The sequence below is a fragment of the Aeromonas sp. 30P genome, from assembly GCF_051919805.1.
GTDB classification, from domain to species: domain Bacteria; phylum Pseudomonadota; class Gammaproteobacteria; order Enterobacterales; family Aeromonadaceae; genus Aeromonas; species Aeromonas veronii.
Window position 1 is genome coordinate 2,698,950 of the sequence record NZ_JBQBEA010000001.1, and the last position, 19,549, is coordinate 2,718,498.

General features: G+C 59.9%; 17 protein-coding genes. 10 read left to right on the plus strand and 7 right to left on the minus strand.

Going from position 1 to position 19,549, the window contains the following annotated elements; all coding sequences use genetic code 11:
• Nucleotides 1-4: 4 nt before the first annotated feature.
• From nuoI to ACTG2B_RS12510, 9 genes are all read left to right on the plus strand, one after another.
• Nucleotides 5-547: an NADH-quinone oxidoreductase subunit NuoI gene (nuoI, locus tag ACTG2B_RS12470; RefSeq protein ID WP_005337245.1), complete on the plus strand. Its 543-nt coding sequence runs from the start codon at nucleotides 5-7 to the stop codon at nucleotides 545-547.
• A 10-nt stretch (nucleotides 548-557) separates the two neighbouring features.
• Entirely contained in the window at nucleotides 558-1,109 is a 552-nt protein-coding gene (nuoJ, locus tag ACTG2B_RS12475; RefSeq protein ID WP_439995965.1) for an NADH-quinone oxidoreductase subunit J, read from the plus strand.
• Entirely contained in the window at nucleotides 1,106-1,414 is a 309-nt protein-coding gene (gene nuoK / locus ACTG2B_RS12480) for an NADH-quinone oxidoreductase subunit NuoK (protein ID WP_005337247.1), read from the plus strand. Before nuoJ ends, nuoK begins: the two co-directional genes overlap by 4 nt.
• Nucleotides 1,411-3,258 carry an NADH-quinone oxidoreductase subunit L gene (gene nuoL, locus ACTG2B_RS12485; RefSeq protein WP_439995967.1) on the plus strand — a complete coding sequence of 616 codons (1,848 nt, stop codon included), beginning with the start codon at nucleotides 1,411-1,413 and terminating at the stop codon, nucleotides 3,256-3,258. Before nuoK ends, nuoL begins: the two co-directional genes overlap by 4 nt.
• A 99-nt stretch (nucleotides 3,259-3,357) precedes the next feature.
• Nucleotides 3,358-4,902: an NADH-quinone oxidoreductase subunit M gene (nuoM, locus tag ACTG2B_RS12490; protein ID WP_236284518.1), complete on the plus strand. Its 1,545-nt coding sequence runs from the start codon at nucleotides 3,358-3,360 to the stop codon at nucleotides 4,900-4,902.
• Nucleotides 4,899-6,362, plus strand: a complete 1,464-nt coding sequence (gene nuoN, locus ACTG2B_RS12495; RefSeq protein WP_236375720.1) for an NADH-quinone oxidoreductase subunit NuoN — start codon at nucleotides 4,899-4,901, stop codon at nucleotides 6,360-6,362. Before nuoM ends, nuoN begins: the two co-directional genes overlap by 4 nt.
• A gap of 232 nt (nucleotides 6,363-6,594) precedes the next feature.
• Nucleotides 6,595-7,731: an FIST signal transduction protein gene (locus ACTG2B_RS12500; RefSeq protein WP_439995970.1), complete on the plus strand. Its 1,137-nt coding sequence runs from the start codon at nucleotides 6,595-6,597 to the stop codon at nucleotides 7,729-7,731.
• Nucleotides 7,728-9,185: an HD domain-containing phosphohydrolase gene (locus tag ACTG2B_RS12505; RefSeq protein WP_439995972.1), complete on the plus strand. Its 1,458-nt coding sequence runs from the start codon at nucleotides 7,728-7,730 to the stop codon at nucleotides 9,183-9,185. The genes ACTG2B_RS12500 and ACTG2B_RS12505 overlap by 4 nt, the downstream gene beginning before the upstream one ends.
• Before the next feature lies 1 nt (nucleotide 9,186).
• Nucleotides 9,187-10,731 (plus strand): HD domain-containing phosphohydrolase, encoded by a 1,545-nt coding sequence (locus ACTG2B_RS12510; protein WP_439995974.1) that lies wholly within the window; start codon nucleotides 9,187-9,189, stop codon nucleotides 10,729-10,731.
• A 64-nt stretch (nucleotides 10,732-10,795) separates the two neighbouring features.
• Here the strand turns inward: ACTG2B_RS12510 and purL are convergent, their stop codons facing one another.
• A complete protein-coding gene (gene purL, locus ACTG2B_RS12515) occupies nucleotides 10,796-14,719 on the minus strand; it encodes a phosphoribosylformylglycinamidine synthase (protein ID WP_439995975.1) in 3,924 nt (1,307 codons plus the stop codon).
• A 295-nt stretch (nucleotides 14,720-15,014) separates the two neighbouring features.
• Between purL and ACTG2B_RS12520 the strand changes: the two genes are divergently transcribed.
• Nucleotides 15,015-16,079: a tyrosine-type recombinase/integrase gene (locus ACTG2B_RS12520; RefSeq protein ID WP_162518275.1), complete on the plus strand. Its 1,065-nt coding sequence runs from the start codon at nucleotides 15,015-15,017 to the stop codon at nucleotides 16,077-16,079.
• 34 nt (nucleotides 16,080-16,113) lie between these two features.
• On the opposite strand, the gene ACTG2B_RS12525 is transcribed toward ACTG2B_RS12520, so the two are convergent.
• From ACTG2B_RS12525 to ACTG2B_RS12550, 6 genes are all read right to left on the minus strand, one after another.
• On the minus strand, nucleotides 16,114-16,641 hold the full coding sequence (locus ACTG2B_RS12525; protein ID WP_139739945.1) for a phage N-6-adenine-methyltransferase: 528 nt from the start codon (nucleotides 16,639-16,641) through the stop codon (nucleotides 16,114-16,116).
• Between the two features lie 66 nt (nucleotides 16,642-16,707).
• Nucleotides 16,708-17,103, minus strand: coding sequence for a hypothetical protein (locus ACTG2B_RS12530; RefSeq protein ID WP_139739946.1), 396 nt, complete (start codon nucleotides 17,101-17,103; stop codon nucleotides 16,708-16,710).
• A gap of 309 nt (nucleotides 17,104-17,412) precedes the next feature.
• Nucleotides 17,413-17,730, minus strand: a complete 318-nt coding sequence (locus ACTG2B_RS12535) for a hypothetical protein (protein ID WP_139739947.1) — start codon at nucleotides 17,728-17,730, stop codon at nucleotides 17,413-17,415.
• Nucleotides 17,727-18,110, minus strand: a complete 384-nt coding sequence (locus ACTG2B_RS12540; RefSeq protein WP_139739948.1) for a hypothetical protein — start codon at nucleotides 18,108-18,110, stop codon at nucleotides 17,727-17,729. The genes ACTG2B_RS12535 and ACTG2B_RS12540 overlap by 4 nt, the downstream gene beginning before the upstream one ends.
• Nucleotides 18,111-18,338: 228 nt before the next feature.
• A complete protein-coding gene (locus ACTG2B_RS12545; protein WP_439995978.1) occupies nucleotides 18,339-18,602 on the minus strand; it encodes a hypothetical protein in 264 nt (87 codons plus the stop codon).
• On the minus strand, nucleotides 18,599-18,970 hold the full coding sequence (locus tag ACTG2B_RS12550) for a hypothetical protein (RefSeq protein WP_139739950.1): 372 nt from the start codon (nucleotides 18,968-18,970) through the stop codon (nucleotides 18,599-18,601). The genes ACTG2B_RS12545 and ACTG2B_RS12550 overlap by 4 nt, the downstream gene beginning before the upstream one ends.
• Between the last annotated feature and the right edge of the window lie 579 nt (nucleotides 18,971-19,549).

Consider the following 19,549-nt stretch of genomic DNA (forward strand, 5'->3'; position numbering starts at 1 on the left):
CAATATGAAAATTGTGAGCATTATTCAGGGTGTCGGCACCCAGTTACGCAGTCTGGCCATGGTCTTCTCCCATGCCTGGCGGCCCCGTGAAACCCTCAACTATCCGGAACAGGCTGTCTATGCGGCCCCCCGCTACCGCGGTCGCATCGTGCTGACCCGTGACCCCGACGGGGACGAGCGTTGCGTGGCCTGCAACCTCTGCGCAGTTGCCTGCCCGGTCGGCTGCATCTCGCTGCAAAAATCCGAGCGGGAAGATGGTCGCTGGTATCCGGAGTTCTTTCGCATCAACTTCTCTCGCTGCATCTTCTGCGGCCTGTGTGAAGAAGCTTGCCCCACCACCGCCATCCAGCTGACACCGGATTTCGAGATGGGTGAGTATCGCCGCCAGGATCTGGTGTATGAGAAGGAGGATCTGCTGATCAGCGGGCCCGGCAAATACCCGGACTACAACTTCTATCGCATGAGCGGGATGGCCATCGACGGCAAGCCGAAAGGGGATGCCGAAAACGAAGCCAAGCCCATCGATGTCAAGAGCCTGCTGCCCTGAGGAGTCAATCATGGAACTGGCATTTTATGCCTCGGCCCTGGTGGCCATTTACAGCACGCTGCGGGTGATCAGCACCAGCAATCCCATGCATGCGCTGCTCAATCTCATCATCTCCCTCATCGCCGTGGCCATGATCTTCTTCTGCCTGGGTGCCGCCTTTGCCGGCGCCCTGCAGGTGATCGTCTACGCAGGCGCCATCATGGTGCTGTTCGTGTTTGTGGTCATGATGCTGAACCTAGGCTCAGCGCAGGCGCAGGAGAAAAAGTGGCTCACCCCCATGACCTGGGGGTGCCCTGCCCTGCTCTCGCTGATCCTGCTGGGCTTTCTGGCCCACGGCATTCTCGGGGTGACCGGGGGCCTGATCGGAGTGACCGAGGTGACCGCCAAGCAGGTGGGTGTCGAGCTCTTTGGCCCCTATGTGCTGGCGGTGGAGCTTGCCTCCATCCTGCTGCTGGCGGGTCTGGTAACCGCCTATCACCTGGGTCGGGAAGAGAAGAGCGGTGAAGTGCTCTCCGTCCCCCGCACAGCATCCCGCTCTGCACAAGAAGGAGGTCAGCAATGAATGGAATCCCCATGGAGCACGGGCTTTTGCTGGCCGCGGTGCTCTTCTGCATCGGCTTGTGCGGTCTGCTGATCCGCCGCAACCTGCTCTACATCCTGATGAGTATCGAGATCATGATGAATGCCTCGGCACTGGCGTTTGTGGTGGCGGGTAGCCGCTGGGCCCAGGCCGATGGCCAGATCATGTATATCCTGGTGATTTCTCTGGCGGCAGCGGAGGCCAGTATCGGCCTTGCCCTGTTACTGCTGCTCTATCGTCGTTACCACACCCTGAACGTGGACACTGTGAGCGAGATGCGCGGATGAGCCTCTTATATCTGACTTTTCTATTTCCGCTGCTGGGATGGCTGGTGTTGGCCTTCTCCCTCGGCCGGTTTGGTGAGCGTACCTCGGCGCTGATCGGGGTAGGCTCCATTGGCCTGTCGGCCCTCACTACCCTGTGGGTGGGCATCGACTTTCTGGGCAACCCGCCCGAGGGGGGCGTCTATGTCCAGCGCCTGTGGCAATGGATGGCGGTGGGCAACTTTACCCCGAGCTTCTCGCTGGCACTGGATGGCCTGTCGCTGACCATGCTGGGGGTGGTGACCGGGGTCGGTTTCTTTATCCACCTGTTCGCCTCCTGGTATATGCGCGGGGAAGAGGGTTACTCCCGCTTCTTCACCTACACCAATCTCTTTATCGCCAGCATGCTGTTTCTGGTGCTGGCCGATGACCTGCTGTTTGTCTACCTCGGCTGGGAAGGGGTAGGGCTGTGCAGCTATCTGCTGATCGGCTTCTACTACAAGGATCGCAAGAACGGCGCAGCGGCCCTCAAGGCATTTGTCGTGACCCGGGTGGGTGATGTCTTCCTCGCCATCGGCCTGTTTATCCTCTATCGGGAGCTGGGCACCCTCAATATCCACGAGCTGCTGGTTCGTGCCCCGACCCTGTTTGCCGAGGGCTCCCCTGCCCTGTCGCTGGCCTGCCTGATGCTTTTGGGCGGCGCGGTCGGCAAATCGGCCCAGCTGCCGCTGCAAACCTGGCTGGCGGATGCGATGGCAGGCCCGACCCCTGTCTCAGCGCTGATCCACGCCGCCACCATGGTGACTGCTGGTGTCTACCTGATTGCCCGTACCCACGGCCTGTTCCTGCTGGCGCCAGAGATCCTCCATCTGGTCGGGCTGGTTGGCGCCATCACGCTAGTGCTGGCAGGCTTTGCCGCGCTGGTTCAGACCGATATCAAGCGGATCCTCGCCTACTCCACCATGAGCCAGATTGGCTACATGTTTCTGGCACTGGGTGTCGGCGCATGGGAAGGGGCCATCTTCCACCTGATGACCCACGCCTTCTTCAAGGCGCTGCTGTTCCTCTCCGCCGGTGCCGTTATCGTTGCCTGCCACCATGAGCAGAACATCTTCAAGATGGGTGGCCTGCGCAAGAGTCTGCCGCTGGTCTATGCCTGCTTCCTGGTGGGTGGCTCGGCGCTGGCGGCGTTGCCGCTGGTCACTTCCGGTTTCTACAGTAAGGATGCCATCCTGTGGCAAGTGGAAGCATCGGGCCAAAGCACGCTGCTGTGGGCAGGTCTGGTAGGGGCATTCCTCACCTCGCTCTACACCTTCCGGCTGATCTTTATCGCCTTCCATGGCAAAGAGCAGACCAAAGCCCATGCGGGCCACGGTCTGGCTCACCATCTGCCGCTGCTGGTGCTGCTGGTGCTTTCTACCGGCATAGGTGCGCTGATCACCCCGCCACTGGCAGGTGTACTACCCGCAGGCCCGGGGGACCATATCGAAGAGGGTCGCCATGCGCTGGAGGTAGCCTCTGGCATCATCGCCATCGCTGGCATTGTGCTGGCTGCATTTCTGTTCCTTGGTGAGCGCCGTCTGGCCACCTCCATTGCCAACAGCGCGCCGGGTCGCCTGCTCAGCACCCTCTGGTTCAACGCCTGGGGCTTTGACTGGCTCTACGACCAGCTGTGGGTCAAACCCTATCTGCTGGCAACCCGTCTGGTCGGACAGGATCCGCTGGACTGGATGATGGGCCTGCCCGCCTGGTTCGCCCTGCGTGGCAACCAGCTGCTGGCCTGGACAGTCACCGGCAAGTTGCGCTGGTATGCCGCTTCCATGGGGATCGGTGCCGCACTGGTGCTGGCACTGCTGCTACTGGGGTAAACGCGATGAACAACACGAAAATCGTACAGCCGGGCTGTTTGCCGACCTTGATGGAACAGGGCGTGCAATCTCATATGAACTTGAACGAGAGCTGATACCGTGACCTTACTCTGGATCTTGTTAATTCCTTTCATCGGCGGCTTGCTCTGCTGGCAGATGGAGCGTCTCGGCGGGCAGTTTGTCCGCTGGGTAGCCCTGCTCTCCATGAGCGCCAGCCTGCTGCTCTCCTGTGCCATCTGGCTAAGTGGTGATTTCTCCCTTGCCACCACGGGCCTAGACAGCACGGGCGTCTCCGGTGCTGCCTCCGCCTGGGCCGCCGAGTGGCGCCTGCCATGGATCCCCCGCTTCGGCATCTCTTTGCATCTGGCGGTGGATGGCCTGTCGCTCTTGATGGTGATCCTCACCTGCTTTATCGGGGTGCTGGCCATCCTCTGTTCGTGGAAAGAGATCGTGCAACGCATCGGCTTCTTCCATCTAAACCTGCTCTGGATCCTGGGTGGCGTGCTCGGCGTCTTTATGGCGCTGGATCTGTTCCTCTTCTTCTTCTTCTGGGAGATGATGCTGGTCCCCATGTACTTCCTGATTGCGCTCTGGGGCCATTCGGTCACTGACGGCAAATCACGGATCAACGCCGCAACCAAGTTCTTCATCTACACCCAGGTTTCGGGCCTTATCATGCTGGTGGCCATCATCGGGCTGGTGCTGACCCACCAGCATGCCACCGGTGTCTTCACCTTCAACTATCTGGAGCTGCTCAATACCCCGATGAGCAAGGGCGTTCAGTGGCTGCTGATGCTGGGCTTCTTTATCGCCTTCGCGGTCAAGATGCCACTGGTGCCGCTGCACGGCTGGCTGCCGGATGCCCACAGTCAGGCGCCGACCGCAGGCTCGGTGGATTTGGCAGGTATTTTGCTCAAAACCGCCGCCTACGGTCTGCTGCGTTTTGCCTTGCCGCTCTTCCCCGAGGCGTCCGCCGAGTTTGCTCCCTACGCCATGGTGCTTGGCCTGATCGGTATCGTCTACGGTGCCATCGTGGCCTTTGCCCAGACCGACATCAAACGACTGGTAGCCTACACCAGCATCTCCCACATGGGCTTTGTGATGATCGCCATCTACTCGGGTAGCGAGCTGGCCCTGCAGGGCGCCGTGGTGCAGATGATCGCCCACGGTCTCTCGGCTGCCGGCCTCTTTATCCTCTGCGGTCAGCTCTACGAGCGGTTGCACACCCGGGATCTGCGCCAGATGGGCGGCCTGTGGGGACGCCTGCGCTATCTGCCCGGCGTGATGCTCTTCTTCTCGGTAGCGTCGCTCGGCATGCCGGGCACCGGCAACTTTGTTGGCGAGTTCCTGATCCTGGTCGGCAGCTTCCAGGTTGCCCCTGTCATCACGGCGGTCGCCACCTTCGGTCTGGTGCTGGCCTCGGTCTACTCTCTCATCATGTTGCAGCGTGCCTGCTTTGGCCCCGCCAAGGATGAGAGCATGCTCAAGGGGCTGGATCGCCGCGAGCTGACCATGATGATGGTGATCGCGGGCCTGCTGGTTCTGCTTGGCCTCTATCCCCAACCCGTGATTGACACCGCCAGCAGCAGCCTTATCAACGTGCTGCACTGGTATCTGCTGCCGACTGCTGGAGCCCTGCAATGACTTTCTCCGCTTCCCAACTGCTGGCACTGCTTCCCCTGCTGTTGACCACCGGGGCCATGGCGGCCCTGATGCTGGCCATCGCCTGGCGCCGCTGTGTCACTACCGCCTTTACCGTGACCATTGTTGGCCTCAACCTTGCTCTGTTCTCGCTGCCCATCGTGATGGCGCAAGGGGATCAGGGGGTCACCCCGCTGCTGCAAGTGGACAGTTACGCCGTCTTCTACATGGGTCTCGTACTGATCGGCGCCCTGGCCACCTGCACCTTCGGTCAATCGTGGCTGAAAGCCTACCCGGACAACCGGGAGGAGTTCTTCCTGCTGCTGCTGATCGCCACCGCTGGTGGTCTGGTGCTGGCCAGCTCCCGTCACCTCGCCTCTCTCTTTATCGGGATCGAGATGCTGACCCTGCCAATGTTCGGTCTGGTGGGTTACGCCTACCGCGAGCGCCACTCGCTGGAAGCCGCGGTGAAATACATGGTGCTCTCTGCCGCCGCCACCGCCTTCCTGCTGTTTGGCATGGCGCTGCTCTATGCACAGGCTGGCAGCCTGAGCTTTGCTGCCCTGGGGCAGACCCTGGCCGAGAGCCCGGCTCACCATCCGCTGCTGATGGGCGGTTTGGGGTTAATGCTGGTCGGCTTTGCCTTTAAACTCTCCCTGGCCCCCTTCCACCTCTGGACCCCGGATGTCTACGAAGGTGCCCCGGCACCGGTCGCCACCTTCCTCGCCACCGTCAGCAAGGTGGCGGTTTTTGCCGTGCTGCTGCGCTTCTATCTGGCGGTACCGGCGGCGAGCGATCCCATGATCCACTGGCTGCTGGCAGCCATGGCGGTCATATCCATCATGGTCGGCAACCTGCTGGCCCTGGTGCAGACCAACGTCAAACGGATGCTGGGTTACTCCTCCATCTCCCACTTCGGTTACCTGCTGGCGGTGATCGTGGCGAGCCGATTCGGCCAGATGCCGGTGGAAGCGGCCGGGGTCTACCTGCTGATGTATCTCTTCACCAGCCTCGGCGCCTTTGGCGTCGTCAGCATGATGTCGAGCCCCTATCGCGGCAAGGATGCAGACTCCCTGCACAGCTATCGTGGTCTGTTCTGGAAGCGCCCCTATCTGACTGCCGTACTGACGGTGATGATGTTGTCACTCGCGGGCATCCCGATGACCCTCGGCTTTATCGGCAAGTTCTACCTCATCGGCGTCACCGTCGAGGCGCAGCTTTGGTGGCTCTCCGGTGCCATCGTGCTCGGCAGCGCACTGGGTCTCTACTACTACCTCAAGGTGATGGTAACCCTCTATCTGCGCGAACCGGGTATGCAGCAGCGCGATGCCAGCGCCGACTGGGCACTCTCCTCCGGTGGTGTGGTAGTGCTGCTCTCTGCAGCGCTGGTGGTGTTGCTGGGGCTCTATCCCCAGCCGGTCATCAGCCTGGTACAAGGGTTCCAGCACGTGGTATTGCAGTAACCTTTACCGTCACTACCCCTCATTACCCGCAAAACCGGCAGCCTTGGCTGCCGGTTTTCTCTTTCCGGCCCGACAGCATCGCGCACTCCGCGAGCCCGCAAATGACAGATAAGTCAGCGAGGGTGATACCCATCATGGTTTTTGCCATACAACCAGAACCGGGCGAGATCCTCATACCCTCTTGAATTCCTTATTGATATATTGGTTATATTCTGGAATGGAGTTCAGATTGATGAAGCAACACTACGTTTGCCAATTTAACCCGACAGAACTGGCCGCCACGCTGGCACCCTTGCAAGGAGGCAAGCTGACCATACTGCTGGCCGAACAGGATTGCGCGCAGGTTCCCCTGTTGCAGCAGTTGTGCCGCGACTTCAACATCGCCCTGGATGGCGCCATTTTCCCCCAGCTGATCGGTGCGCAAGGATTGTTGCCGCAAGGGGCCTGGCTACTGCCCAGAGCCAACCCCTATCACGCCACACTGCTGCCCCTGACACCGCAGGCCAGCGCAGCATCCCTTGCCCACCTGATTGCGGAACAGGTGGAAAGCATGCTGGCCACCTGGCCAACCCCTTCGCCGCCACCAACCCTGTTTCTGACCTTCGACAACCTCATTCCCAATATCGCCTCCATTCTGGATGCGCTTTATCTGCAGCTGGCCAATCGCGTCAACTATGCCGGCGCCAACGCAGGCAGCGGCAGCTTCACCCCTATTGCCTGCCTGTTCGACAATCAACGGCAACTTGCCTACGGGGTCACCTGCACGCTGCTGCCCAGCAACAGCTTTCCCTTTCTGGAACATGGTTATCAACTCTCGGCACAACCAATGCTGGCCACCAGCAGTGAAGCGAACAAGATTGCCTACATCGACTGGCAACCGGCCTTTCAAAAATATCAGGGGCTGATCCGCCAGCAATTCCAGCACACTATTGTGCGCGAGGAGCTCTACCGTTTCGTGGTGCACATGCCACTGGGCCTGCTGCGGGCCAACGGGGATGTGATTGTCAGGATCCCCGTCGAGGCAAACGATGACGGCGCCCTGCTCTGCGCCGGCGAGGTCGCGGAGCACAGCATCCTCACTCTGCTGAAGGCGCCAGAGAGTGCCACCGAACATGCCTGCTCACTGGCCAGGCGCCTTAACCAGCAACAAACCCTCACCCGGGCACACTTGCTGGAGGTCTACTACTGCGCAGGACGCCAGCTGCACTTCGACCAGCAGACGGTGACCGAGCTGCGCACCCTGCTGACCCACTCGGGGGCCGGCGATCTGGCAGGAGCCCTCTCCCTTGGCGAAATTGGCAGCGTGCGCCATGGGGATTACCCCCAATTTCATAACGGCGCCATTCTCTGTAACGGGGCAGTGATATGAACAACGACCACGCCATGGCCATCGTCTGCGATCTGGCGCTCTGCATCGGGCGTGAAGTCACGCTGGATGCGCTGCTCACCAAGGTACTGCAACGTTTCATGCATCACTGCGCCACGCCGGTTGGCGCGGTATTGCAGCAACAACGGGAGGGATACAAGCTGCTCAAGGTGATCGGCGACGAGCAGTTGCGTCAGCACACCGGCACCACCCTGACCCTGCCCGGGTGGGTCAGCGAGGAGGAGCACTGCCTGCTGCAACAGACGCTCCCCCTGCCGGGCAGCCGCCCCTACCAATTTGCCTATCGGCTCAAGGTTGAAGGGGGTTATCTCATCTTGCTGCTCGCCCCCCAGCCACATCAGCAGATCGTACCGGTCTGCCATCTGTTCAGCCCGGTGCTCGGCAACCTGGCCCGCGCCATTTCCCTCTGCAAGGACAGCGAGCAGCTCGCCCTGCGTCAGCAGGCCGAACTGAAGGATCTGAAACACTTCAACGAATCCCTGCTCAAGGCCATCCCGATCCCGGTGTTCTACAAAGATATCGAAGGGCGATTTCTGGGCTGCAACCAGGCCTTCAATCAGGTGATCGGCATCGGCAAGGAGGCGCTGCTGGGTCGACGGGTCGAGGAGCTGCTGCCAGTCGGGCTTGCCGAGGCCTACAGCATGCGGGAAGCCGAGTTGCTGCGAAGTCGCCAGCCCCAGTGCATCGAACAGCAGTTGCATGACCGCAATGGCATGCGCTATCAGGTCATCTGTTTCAAGGATCTCTTCTATGACCATCAGGGGATGGTTGCCGGCATCATCGGCACCCTGGTCGACATCACCCGCCTCAAGGAGAGCGAGCGCCACCAGCGTGACCTGCTGTTCCAGACCATCAGTGCCCTCGCCAGCGCCATCAGCCACAAGGATCGCAACAGTGCGGGCCATGAGCTGAGGGTGCGCGATTTGGCACTGGCCATCGGGCAGGCCATGCAACTGCGGCAAGAGCGGCTGGATGCGCTGGGACTAGCGGCCATGGTGCACAATATCGGCCTGCTGCAGATCCCCACCGAGATCATCACCCGCCCACGTGAATTGCGGCTGGTGGAGTTCGAACTGATCAAGCAGCACCCCCAGGCCGGCCACGATATTCTCAAACAGATCGACTTCCCCTGGCCCATCGCCACCATAGTGCTGCAGCACCACGAAAACCTCGATGGCAGCGGCTATCCGCAGGGGCTGGCGGGCAACGCAATTATCCTGGAGGCGCGCATTATCCGGGTGGCCGACTCGCTGATCGCCATGACCTCCCATCGCCCGTTTCGCCGGGCCATGCCTCTGAGTGACGCCATTGCCGAACTGACCCGCTATGCCGGGATCCGTTACGATGAAAAAGTGGTCAACAGCTGTATCGTACTCTGGCAGACCGGCTACCACTTCGGCCCTCCCATCAGTCAACTTGCAGACAAGGCGGGATAAGATGTCCGAACTCCTCACCTCCTGTACACTCCCCCACCCACTGACCGATGCGCTCCCCTCCTCGGCGCTGTTACTGACCCAGGTGATGGAACAGCTTCCCTATCGGGTGCTGCTCAAAGACACCCGATTCAGCTACATCGCGGGCAACCGCCTGCTGGCGGCGGATCTCGCCCTCTCCCCAGAGGCACTGGTGGGCAAGAATGACTGCGACTTCTTTCCCCCCGAACTGGTACAACGCTATCGGGAGGATGACGCCCGAGTCATGCGCAAGGGGATACACCAGCACATCGAAGAGCCCTATCTGAAGGGGGGAGAAGCCCGCTGGCTCAGCACCACCAAGTTTCCCCTGCGTGATGAGGCGGGGAGCATCGTGGGGGTCGGCGTCTTCTTCGAAGACATTACCGAGCAGAAGTGGCAGCAGGAGAAACTGCAACAGTACAGCTGGACCCAGCAGGCGATCAGCCGCGCCCACCACGCCCTGCTCAAACCGGGCGATGAGCCACAACTGCTGCAGGATATCTGCGATGCCATCGCCGTCGATGACCGTTTTCCGCTGGTCGCAGTGCTGCAAGGCCAGCCCGAACTCGCCCAACCGCCGAGGATCGTGGCGCAGGCAGGCAGTGCCGATGCCTCGGAACAAACGCTGTGGCTGAACGATGAGGCCCTCACCCAGGCCATCCTCCACCAGCGGCGTCTCAATCAGGTGATCTTCCACGAGCGGCCCCATACCGGCCACCATCCGTTGCGATCTCGTCTGCTTATCCCCTTGCCACTGCAGGAGGATCTGGCAGGTGCGCTGATCATTCACAGCGACCAACCACGGTTGTTCAGCCAGGAGGAGGAGCAGCTCTTCATCCAGCTGACCGACTACCTCACCTATGGCCTGCAGGCGCGCCATACCCAGCAGGCTTATCTGCGCTCGCAACAGGAGAAGATCTTTCATGCCCGCCAGCTGGAGCTGGCATTGGAAGATGCGCTGGGTGCCATCGCCGCCGTGCTGGAGCAGCGCGATCCCTATACCGCTGGCCATCAGAAACATGTGGCCAAACTGGCCCAAGCCATCGGCCGGGAGCTCAGGCTGGAAGAGAAGCGACTGCGAGGGATCTATCTGGGCGCCATGGTGCACGATATCGGCAAGATCCAGGTACCGGCCGAAATTCTCACCAAACCGGAGCGCCTCACGCCGCTGGAGTTCGAGCTGGTCAAGGAACACCCCGCCATCGGCTATCTGGTGCTCAAGGATATCGACTTCCCCTGGCCCATCGCCCGGATGATCCACCAGCACCACGAGTATCTCGATGGCTCCGGCTATCCGCAGGGGCTCAAGGGAGATGAAATCCTGCTGGAGGCCCGCATCCTCACCGTCGCCGATATCGTCGAATCCATGTCCTCGGATCGCCCCTATCGCGCCGCCCTCGGCATTCCCCAGGCCCGTGAGCAGATCATCCAGATGCGCGGCCATCAGCTCGATGCTGATGTGGTGGATGCCTGTCTGCGGATCCTCGACCGGGGAGACTTTATCCCCCAACCGCTCGGCAAGCCGTAACGACACGGATAAAAAAACCGGCCAATTGGCCGGTTTCTGTTTTTATGCGCTGGTGCTGTCTCTATTAACCCAGACGAACCCGGGCGTTGCGGAACATCCGCATCCAGGCGCCGTCCTCGCCCCAGTTGTCGGGGTGCCAGGAGTTGGCCACGGTGCGGAACACCCGCTCCGGGTGCGGCATCATGATGGTGGCGCGACCGTCGGTGGTAGTGACGGCGGTGATACCATCCGGCGAGCCGTTGGGGTTGGCCGGGTACTGCTCGGTCACGCTGCCGCGGTTGTCGACAAAGCGCAGCCCTACCAGACCGCTCTGCTGCAGTGCGCTCAGGTGAGCGGCATCGCGCACCTCGACACGCCCTTCCCCGTGGGAAACGGCAATGGGCATCACCGAGCCTGCCATGCCGGCGAAGAAGGCCGATGGGGACTCCTGCACCTCAACCAGACTGAAGCGGGCCTCGAAGCGCTCGGAGCGGTTGCGCACAAAGCGCGGCCAGAGATCGGCACCCGGGATGAGATCCCGCAGGTTGGACATCATCTGGCAACCGTTGCAGACACCCAGAGAGAGGGTATCGCCACGCTCGAAGAAGCGCTGGAACTGCTCGCGGGCGTTGTCATTGAACAGGATGGACTTGGCCCAGCCTTCCCCCGCCCCCAGCACGTCACCGTAGGAGAAACCGCCACAGGCCACCAGGGTCTGGAACTCCTCCAGCTTGATGCGACCGGAGAGAATGTCGCTCATGTGCACGTCCACTGCCGCGAAACCGGCACGATCGAACGCCGCCGCCATCTCCACATGGGAGTTGACTCCCTGCTCGCGCAGCACCGCCAGACGGGGGGATACCCCACGGGCGATATAGGGAGCAGCCACATCCTCGGACGGGTTGTAAGTCAGCTTGGCATGCAGACCCGGATCGGTGGCGTCCTGACGGGCCGCGTGCTCACTGTCGGCGCACGCCGGGTTGTCGCGCAGGCGCTGCATCTGCCAGCTGGTCTCGCCCCAGATGGTGCGAAGAGCGGTACGGCTGGCACGATAGACCTCCTGACCGCCCCGCTGCAAGGTGATGAGATCCCCTTCGCGCACGGTACCGAGCACATGGGAGCAGGCTGCCAGACCGTGACCGGCCAGCAGGGTCATCACCGCCTCTTTATCTTCGCGGCGCACCTGAATGACGGCGCCCAGCTCTTCGTTGAACAGCGCCGGCAGCAGCTCGCCGCCGATGCGATCGAGCTGGATGTCGAGGCCGCAGTGGCCGGCAAACGCCATTTCGGTCAGGGTGACGAACAGGCCGCCGTCGGAGCGGTCGTGGTAGGCGATCAGTTTGCGATCGGCCACCAGCGCCTGAATGGCGTTGAAGAAGCCCTTGAGCTGGACCGGATTGTCGAGGTCCGGCGCCTTGTCACCCAGCTGGCGATAGACCTGCGCCAGCGCCGAGGCGCCGAGGCGCTGCTTGCCATTGCCAAGGTCAACGAGGATCAGGTCGGTTTCACCGAGATCGGTACGCAGTTGCGGAGTAACCGTGTTGCGCACATCCTCGACCCGGGCAAAGGCGGAGATGAGCAGGGAGAGCGGCGAGGTGACGCTGTGCTCCTTGCCATCCTGCTGCCAGCGGGTCTTCATGGACATGGAGTCCTTGCCCACCGGAATGGTGATACCCAAGGCCGGACAGAGCTCCTCACCTACCGCTTTGACCGCCTCATAGAGCCCGGCATCTTCTCCCGGGTGACCGGCAGCGGCCATCCAGTTGGCGGAGAGCTTGACCCGCTTCAGCGACCCGATATGAGCCGGCGCCAGGTTGGTAAGCGCTTCCGCTACCGCCATGCGAGCGGAGGCGGCGTGGGAGAGCAGCGCCACCGGGGTACGCTCGCCCATGGACATGGCTTCGCCGTGATAGCTGTCGTAGGTGGCAGCGGTGACGGCGCAATCGGCCACCGGGATCTGCCAGGGACCAACCATCTGGTCGCGATTGACCAAGCCAGTCACGCTGCGATCGCCGATGGTGATCAGGAAGGATTTCTCCGCCACAGTCGGCAGACGCAGTACCCGCTCGGCCGCGTCACTCAAAGTGATGCCATCGAGCTGAAGCGCTTTGCCTTGGGCAGGCAGGGTCACCACGTCGCGGTGCATCTTGGGCGCCTTGCCCAGCAGCACATCCAGCGGCAGATCGATGGGCTGGTTGTCAAAGTGGCTGTCAGAGAGGGTCAGATGCTTCTCTTCGGTCGCGGTGCCGATGACGGCATAGGGGGCGCGCTCACGCTCGCACAGCGCCTTGAACAATGGCAGCTTGTCCTGCGCTACCGCCAGCACGTAACGCTCCTGGGATTCGTTGCACCAGATCTCCAGCGGGCTCATGCCCGGCTCGTCGCTCTGGATAGCGCGCAAATCAAAGCGACCGCCGCGCTCACCATCATTGACCAGCTCTGGCATGGCGTTGGAGAGACCACCGGCCCCCACGTCATGGATAAAGACGATGGGGTTATCGTCACCCAGCTGCCAGCAGCGGTCGATCACCTCCTGGCAACGACGCTCCATCTCGGGGTTGTCGCGCTGCACCGAGGCAAAGTCGAGATCTTCGGCTGATTGGCCGGAGGCCATGGAGGATGCGGCACCACCGCCCAGACCGATGTTCATCGCCGGGCCGCCCAGCACGATCAGCGCCGCGCCGACCGGGATCTCCCCTTTCTGGACATGTTCGGTGCGGATGTTGCCGATGCCGCCTGCCAGCATGATGGGTTTGTGGTAGCCACGCAACTCGACGCCGTTGTGGCTCGGCACCTCCTCTTCGAAGGTACGGAAGTAGCCGAGAATGGCCGGACGGCCGAACTCGTTGTTAAACGCGGCTCCGCCGAGCGGCCCCTCCTGCATGATGTCGAAGGCACTGACAATACGGCTCGGCTTGCCGAAATCCTGCTCCCAGGGCTGCTCGAAGCCGGGGATGCGCAGGTTGGAGACTGAGAAACCGACCAGGCCCGCCTTGGGCTTGGCACCGCGACCGGTGGCTCCCTCGTCGCGGATTTCGCCGCCGGAGCCAGTGGCTGCGCCCGGGAACGGGGAGATGGCGGTCGGGTGGTTGTGGGTCTCCACCTTCATCAGGATGTCGACCTGTTCCTGGTGATACTGGTATTCGCCGTTGGCCGGGCTCGGGAAGAAGCGGCCACCCTGGCTCCCTTCCATCACGGCGGCGTTGTCTTTATAGGCAGAGAGGACATGATCCGGCGTCTGCTCGAAGGTGTTCTTGATCATCTTGAACAGCGACTTGGGCTGCTGTTCGCCATCGATGGTCCAGTCGGCATTGAAGATCTTGTGACGGCAGTGTTCGGAGTTCGCCTGGGCGAACATGTAGAGCTCGATGTCGTTGGGGTTGCGACCCAACTTGGTGAAGTTCTCCACCAGATAGTCGATTTCGTCGTCGGCCAGCGCCAGACCGAGCGCCACGTTGGCTTCGGCCAGGGCTGCGCGACCACCGCCCAGCACATCCACCTGGGTGAGGGGGCGCGGCTCGTGGTGAGCAAACAGGGCGGCAGCTTCGCTCATCTCGGCAAACACCACTTCCATCATTCGATCATGGAGCACGGCGGCAATGGCGCTGCGCTGGGCGGCACTCAGCTCACCCTGCCCCTTGATGGTCAGGTAGTAGGCGATACCACGCTCCAGCCGCTTGACCTGTTTCAGGCCGCAGTTGTGGGCGATGTCGGTTGCTTTGGAAGACCAGGGGGAGATAGTGCCGGGGCGGGGGGTAACAAGAAACAGCTGACCGCTGGGGGTGTGTTCGGGGATAGTCGGGCCGTAGCGCAAGAGCTGGCCCAAGGTCGCTCGCTCGGGGGGAGAGAGTGGGCTTGTCAGCTCGGCAAAGTGCACATACTCGGCATAGACATCCTCTATCTCTACTCCGCTCTCTACTCCACTCTCGTTTCTCATCTGTGCGAAGCGTTGCAGCAGTTTTTGGACACGAAAATCAGACAGTGCTGGGGCACCACGCAAGATATCCATATGACCTTTCTCACCAAGTTTTAAAGTGGGGGGGAATTGAGACGCGCGTATTATAGGGATCTGGCTCACAGCGGACAAACGTTTTTCTCACTTCGTGCAGTGTGACTCTGCGCACACTCTCTGGTAGAGAGTGCGGCGAACCGCAAGTGATTGATGGCTCTGGCATTAAATGTCGCTAGTTATCCAACATCATTTAGATGACAACCTTTTGATTTGTTTAACTAGCCAAATTTACACTATCCTGACTACTTTATAATAATGTAAAGTATCGTTTAGGATGACAAGGAGACATCAAATGGCATCATTCAAGGAGAGGGCTGGCGGTACAGTATGGGTGCGAGTCAGTGTTAAAATTGACGGGAAATACAAGCAGTTAACACACACAGCTGCCAACATGGAGGAAGCCAAGCTATGGGCTGCAAGACAGGAGGCGGGGCAGAAACTCGAATCTAAAGGTGGTCAGGGGATGACAGTGTTCGAGCTGCATTGTGCTTACATGAACAGAACCCCAAATCCCAGCACAAAGGAGTTCATCAAGTATTGCCTCAATCGAGCACTCAATTGGTTTGGTGGTGTAAGTGAAGGTGACAGCTTAGAGACCAAGCAGGCCAAGCGGAATACCCTGATGCCTCACAACATTACGCCTAACAAAGTAGAAGAGTACCTTCGACAACCAAACTACGACTTCAACACCTTACGCTGCGACATACTGTACCTGCGCCGCATTCTTCGTATTGGAGGCTTTAACCATCTTGACGGAGTGCGAATTGGAGGTGAGCGGGTCAAGCCTAAAAGGCTGATCACTCAAGAGGAATATCAGCAGCTTCTCAATGTTGCCATGACCAAACACATATGGATGATACGACTGCTGTTTGAAAGTGGTTGGCGAAGAGGTGAGGTATTCAATTTACGCCCATGCGATTTGCGATTCGGTTCTAATCCAGTAGCCGACTTCCTCGATGTGAAGTCAGGCGAACCCAGGGTTAGGGTTATGACTGAGGGGTGTCAGGCTGTATTGATGGATCTGGTGGCTGAACATATTCGCCAAGGGAAAAGCCAGTACACGCGCTTTTGCACTTACCATAACCCACGGGAAATTTCCCAGATGATTCTGCGCTATCGTAAGCGGGCGGGGTTAGGTGATCATGTCCACCCCCACGCATTCCGGCACCGCTTTATTACCGCCGCCCAATCAAGTGCGGGACTGACGGCCAAGGAGGTGATGTTGTATACGGGACACACTGATGTGAATACCGTCAATCGGTACACCCAACCAGATCCAAAGTTGGCACAAGAAAAGATGCGCCGTATTAGCCACGTCACGACAAGCTACCCAAACCCTAAGTTCTTCATGGAGTGACCAACAAAAAGCCCCTCGATTGAGGGGTTTTCTATTAGAACGAAGAGGCTACCTTCACCGATAGCAATGGATCGTCATTGCAGGCCATGAGGGCGTCCCGCTCCACGTAGCTCGTCTGCATAGCGCCCCGACCGAAGGGGTACCACACCAAGAACATGCTGCCCTTGTTGTTGCCTCGCGCCGGTTCGCCGGTCTCGGGGTGCAGGAAGGACAAGCGCCCGCCTGTTACAACCACCACCTCCTGACAAGTCGCCTTCGCTTTCTTGAACCAGCCGGTCGATTGGTCGAGCATGACCAGCATGACCGTCCCGATGCCTTCCGCTCTGGCCTCGTTCGCTGCGTCCACCCAAGGGCCAATGTTGCTGTACGGCGGATTGCACCACGCATACTCCCCAGGCATGGCGAACCACGTCCACGGCGTAGCCAAGGCGTTATGGCGCTCGTCTATGAAGATGGGCAACTGGGTGTTGATGACACTGGCCGCAACGTCCACAACCAACGGATAGCGGGCCGCCATGTACTGGAACACCGGTCTCGGTGTTCTGTAGTGATCTCTGTTCATTACTCCCCCTTCCCTGCCCCGTGACACAGTGACACGGGCGATGTGTCACAGTGGTGTCATCGGGTGTCACTCTATGTGATGAATCCCTTCACGGTTTAAGAGAGCCAAGTAGAGAATCCGCCAGTGCTTGAGGCGCATCACAACTAGGCTGTCGTCTGTTGTCATTCGGTTGCGCCGGTTGATGACCACCGGCACCTCCGGCCCTCTGCTTTTGGCCAAGCTGCGCTCTGCTTGCGCCATCGCCTCCAAGAAGTTGAGGCGCTCCACGCGCTTGGCCTCGACATGAAGAAGGGGCGTCCCCACTAGGTCAGCCCCTCCGGTCATTCGCTCGTTCACACCGCCGCCGCCGCCCGATAACGGGGCTCGAAACGCGCTATCCCTGCCGTACACCTGCTGGTTGAACCACTCGGCCAGCTCGCGCTCGAACTTCGCCCCCTTCTCCTTACATCCTCGGCCCTTCATAGCGTCTCCAAAATGGCAAGTAGGTCACGATTGTGGTGCCCTTAACCACGAACACCCCGCTGTTATCAGCCGCTACTATCCCCCACATCTTGGATTGGTCTCGTCCCCAATACTGGCTATAGAACGCCTCCGTCACGGAGCTATAGCCGTTGAACGCGCCGCAACGCCTGAGTTGTCCTTTGCTCGCCCGCTTCCCGTCTTGGATGTTGGCGATCAATACCGGCAACTGGCCAAGGCGTTGGTGCCACCGGTCGATGACGTGCTGCGTCACCTTCAATTCCCCCCAGTTGGTTGGCACCAAGCGCGGGATCAGTGCCTTCTGCCGAGTAACCCAACCACCGCCACCTTTGCCTGACGGCAGATCCTGGCCACCTCGTTCGATGACTGGGCCAAGGGAGTACGCAAGCTGTAGCCCTTGCGTGATGTCACCATGGGCAGGCTGTGCATGATGATGTCGATCTCCAAGCGCAGCTTCTCCAGCTCGTTCGATGGGGTCGCGCTGTTCACGCTGGCCAAGGTAGAGAGCATCCGCTGGATCAGTGGTGCCTCGTTCAGGTTGATGATGTGGTGGGTGATCCGGCTCGCCTCGGTCAAGCATTGGCGTACTCCCAAAGGTTGTTGGTTCATTGCAGACCCTCGATCAAGTGGAGGAACTTACGGGAAAAGGTGGTGAATCGCGGGCTCGGCCTTTGCAGGACGGCGCGGTATTCGTGAGCCAAGTGGGTCAGCTCGGCAATGCGCTCCTTGCTCTGCACATTGCGCAAGATGATGGGCCGCTGGTCTGGCAGCCCCTTGATGACGCGGCGCTTGAGCGGTTCGGCGTAGTTGCTGCCATCGTGGCCAAGCTCGACAGCCTCGACCATGGCCAGATACTTGCCGCCACGGTTGTCCTCTTCGCGCCGTGCTGCGAACAGGGCGGCCTTGTCGGTTGGGAAGATGCCAACGAGATAGCTGTGGGACTCCCTATCCCCCCAGCGATACATGGTGGTCACGTAAACTTCGGTCATTCTTCTTCGTCCATGATGGGTTCACATCGCTCGCACCCTGGGTGGTCAGGGTCACGACAGCTCGGGTGCCTGAGCAGCTTCATTTGGTAGCGGATGCGGTGCCGGTACTCGGCTTCTTCCTCTTCCCGCCAGTTGTCTTTGGCCATAGCCCCGTCTCACGCAAGTAATGAACACGCTTGGTTGATAGGCCAAGGCGTCTAGCCACGGTCGCCGTGGACAATGGGCCATTCAGCAAGTCCAGCTCTGCTTGGGTGAAGATGCGGATCGCTGCTTTGGGTGTCCGCTTACCGATGCAAGCTCACGCGCACGAAGGGACGCGGCGTTAGGTGGCAGGCCCAAGAGAATGTTGATGCGGCCATACGACAGACCTTCCTCGATGCACTCTTTCAGGCGGGCGTCCAGTTCATCCGTCCATTGGAAGGTGAAGGACGGGCGGTAGAACAGGTGCTTCTGGGTGACAAGGCGCTTCCAGTGCTCAAGGGTGGTGCTCATGCTGGGATCTCCTGCAATGAGGCCACCGGCACGGACACGACCGGCATCATCATCCCAAGCGGGTGATGTGGCAGGATGGGGAGTCTTGCTTGGGCCAAGTTGGTGAAGAACTCATAACGCAGACTCGGGCCTTGGTTGGAGACGAGAATGCAATGCTTGAGGGTCACACCACTGAGACCATGCGCGTGGCTCAAGATAGCCAAGTCGAGGTGAATGACCTCTTCGTTGGGCTCAACGTAGTAGATGAAGATGTCCACGCAGCCATCTTCGTTGACGCCCGCGTAGGTGAATGGATGCCGCTCGGCCAACTGGGTGAGCGTGACATCGAAGTACCCTTCAAGGGCACTGCGGGCCTGCTGTTTCAACATAACGATCCTTGTTAGTTATCCCGTTGCTTCATCGACCTCGCACACCTGTCGCAGATGAATTGCCACTTCGGGCGCTTCACGCACTTCTTGCAGAACAGGCATGGACGAGTCCAATAGTTGACCTTGAGAGGGGCGACAAACTTCGCGCCGTCAAACTCTCTGATGCCTTCGCGCACCAAGATCCTTTTGAGGGTGTCAACACACACACCTACTCGCTCGGCCTGTACTGGTAAGCTCTCTGGCGGTAACGAACGGAGCCAGTCAAGTTGCTCGTTCGTCAGTTTGGTTTTCTTCGGCATAGTTCCCTCTCACACCAAGGCATAAAAAACATACCACACACTCACCCCATTGCAATCTCAAAGAATAAAAACGGGCTAGTGTATTTTTATACAGCATATCTAAAGGCCCGTTAGGTGTTATGAAGACAACAAAACAAACAATCACCTTTGTCTTTTGGTCAAAAAAATGCTACCCTCAATTCACTTCTTAGGAGTCTTGGATCTCTGATCGCCCCTCTGCGTTTGCTTCGCACGCAGGGGCGAGGTTCAAAAGTTGGGCAAGCTACTAAGACTTCCTAAA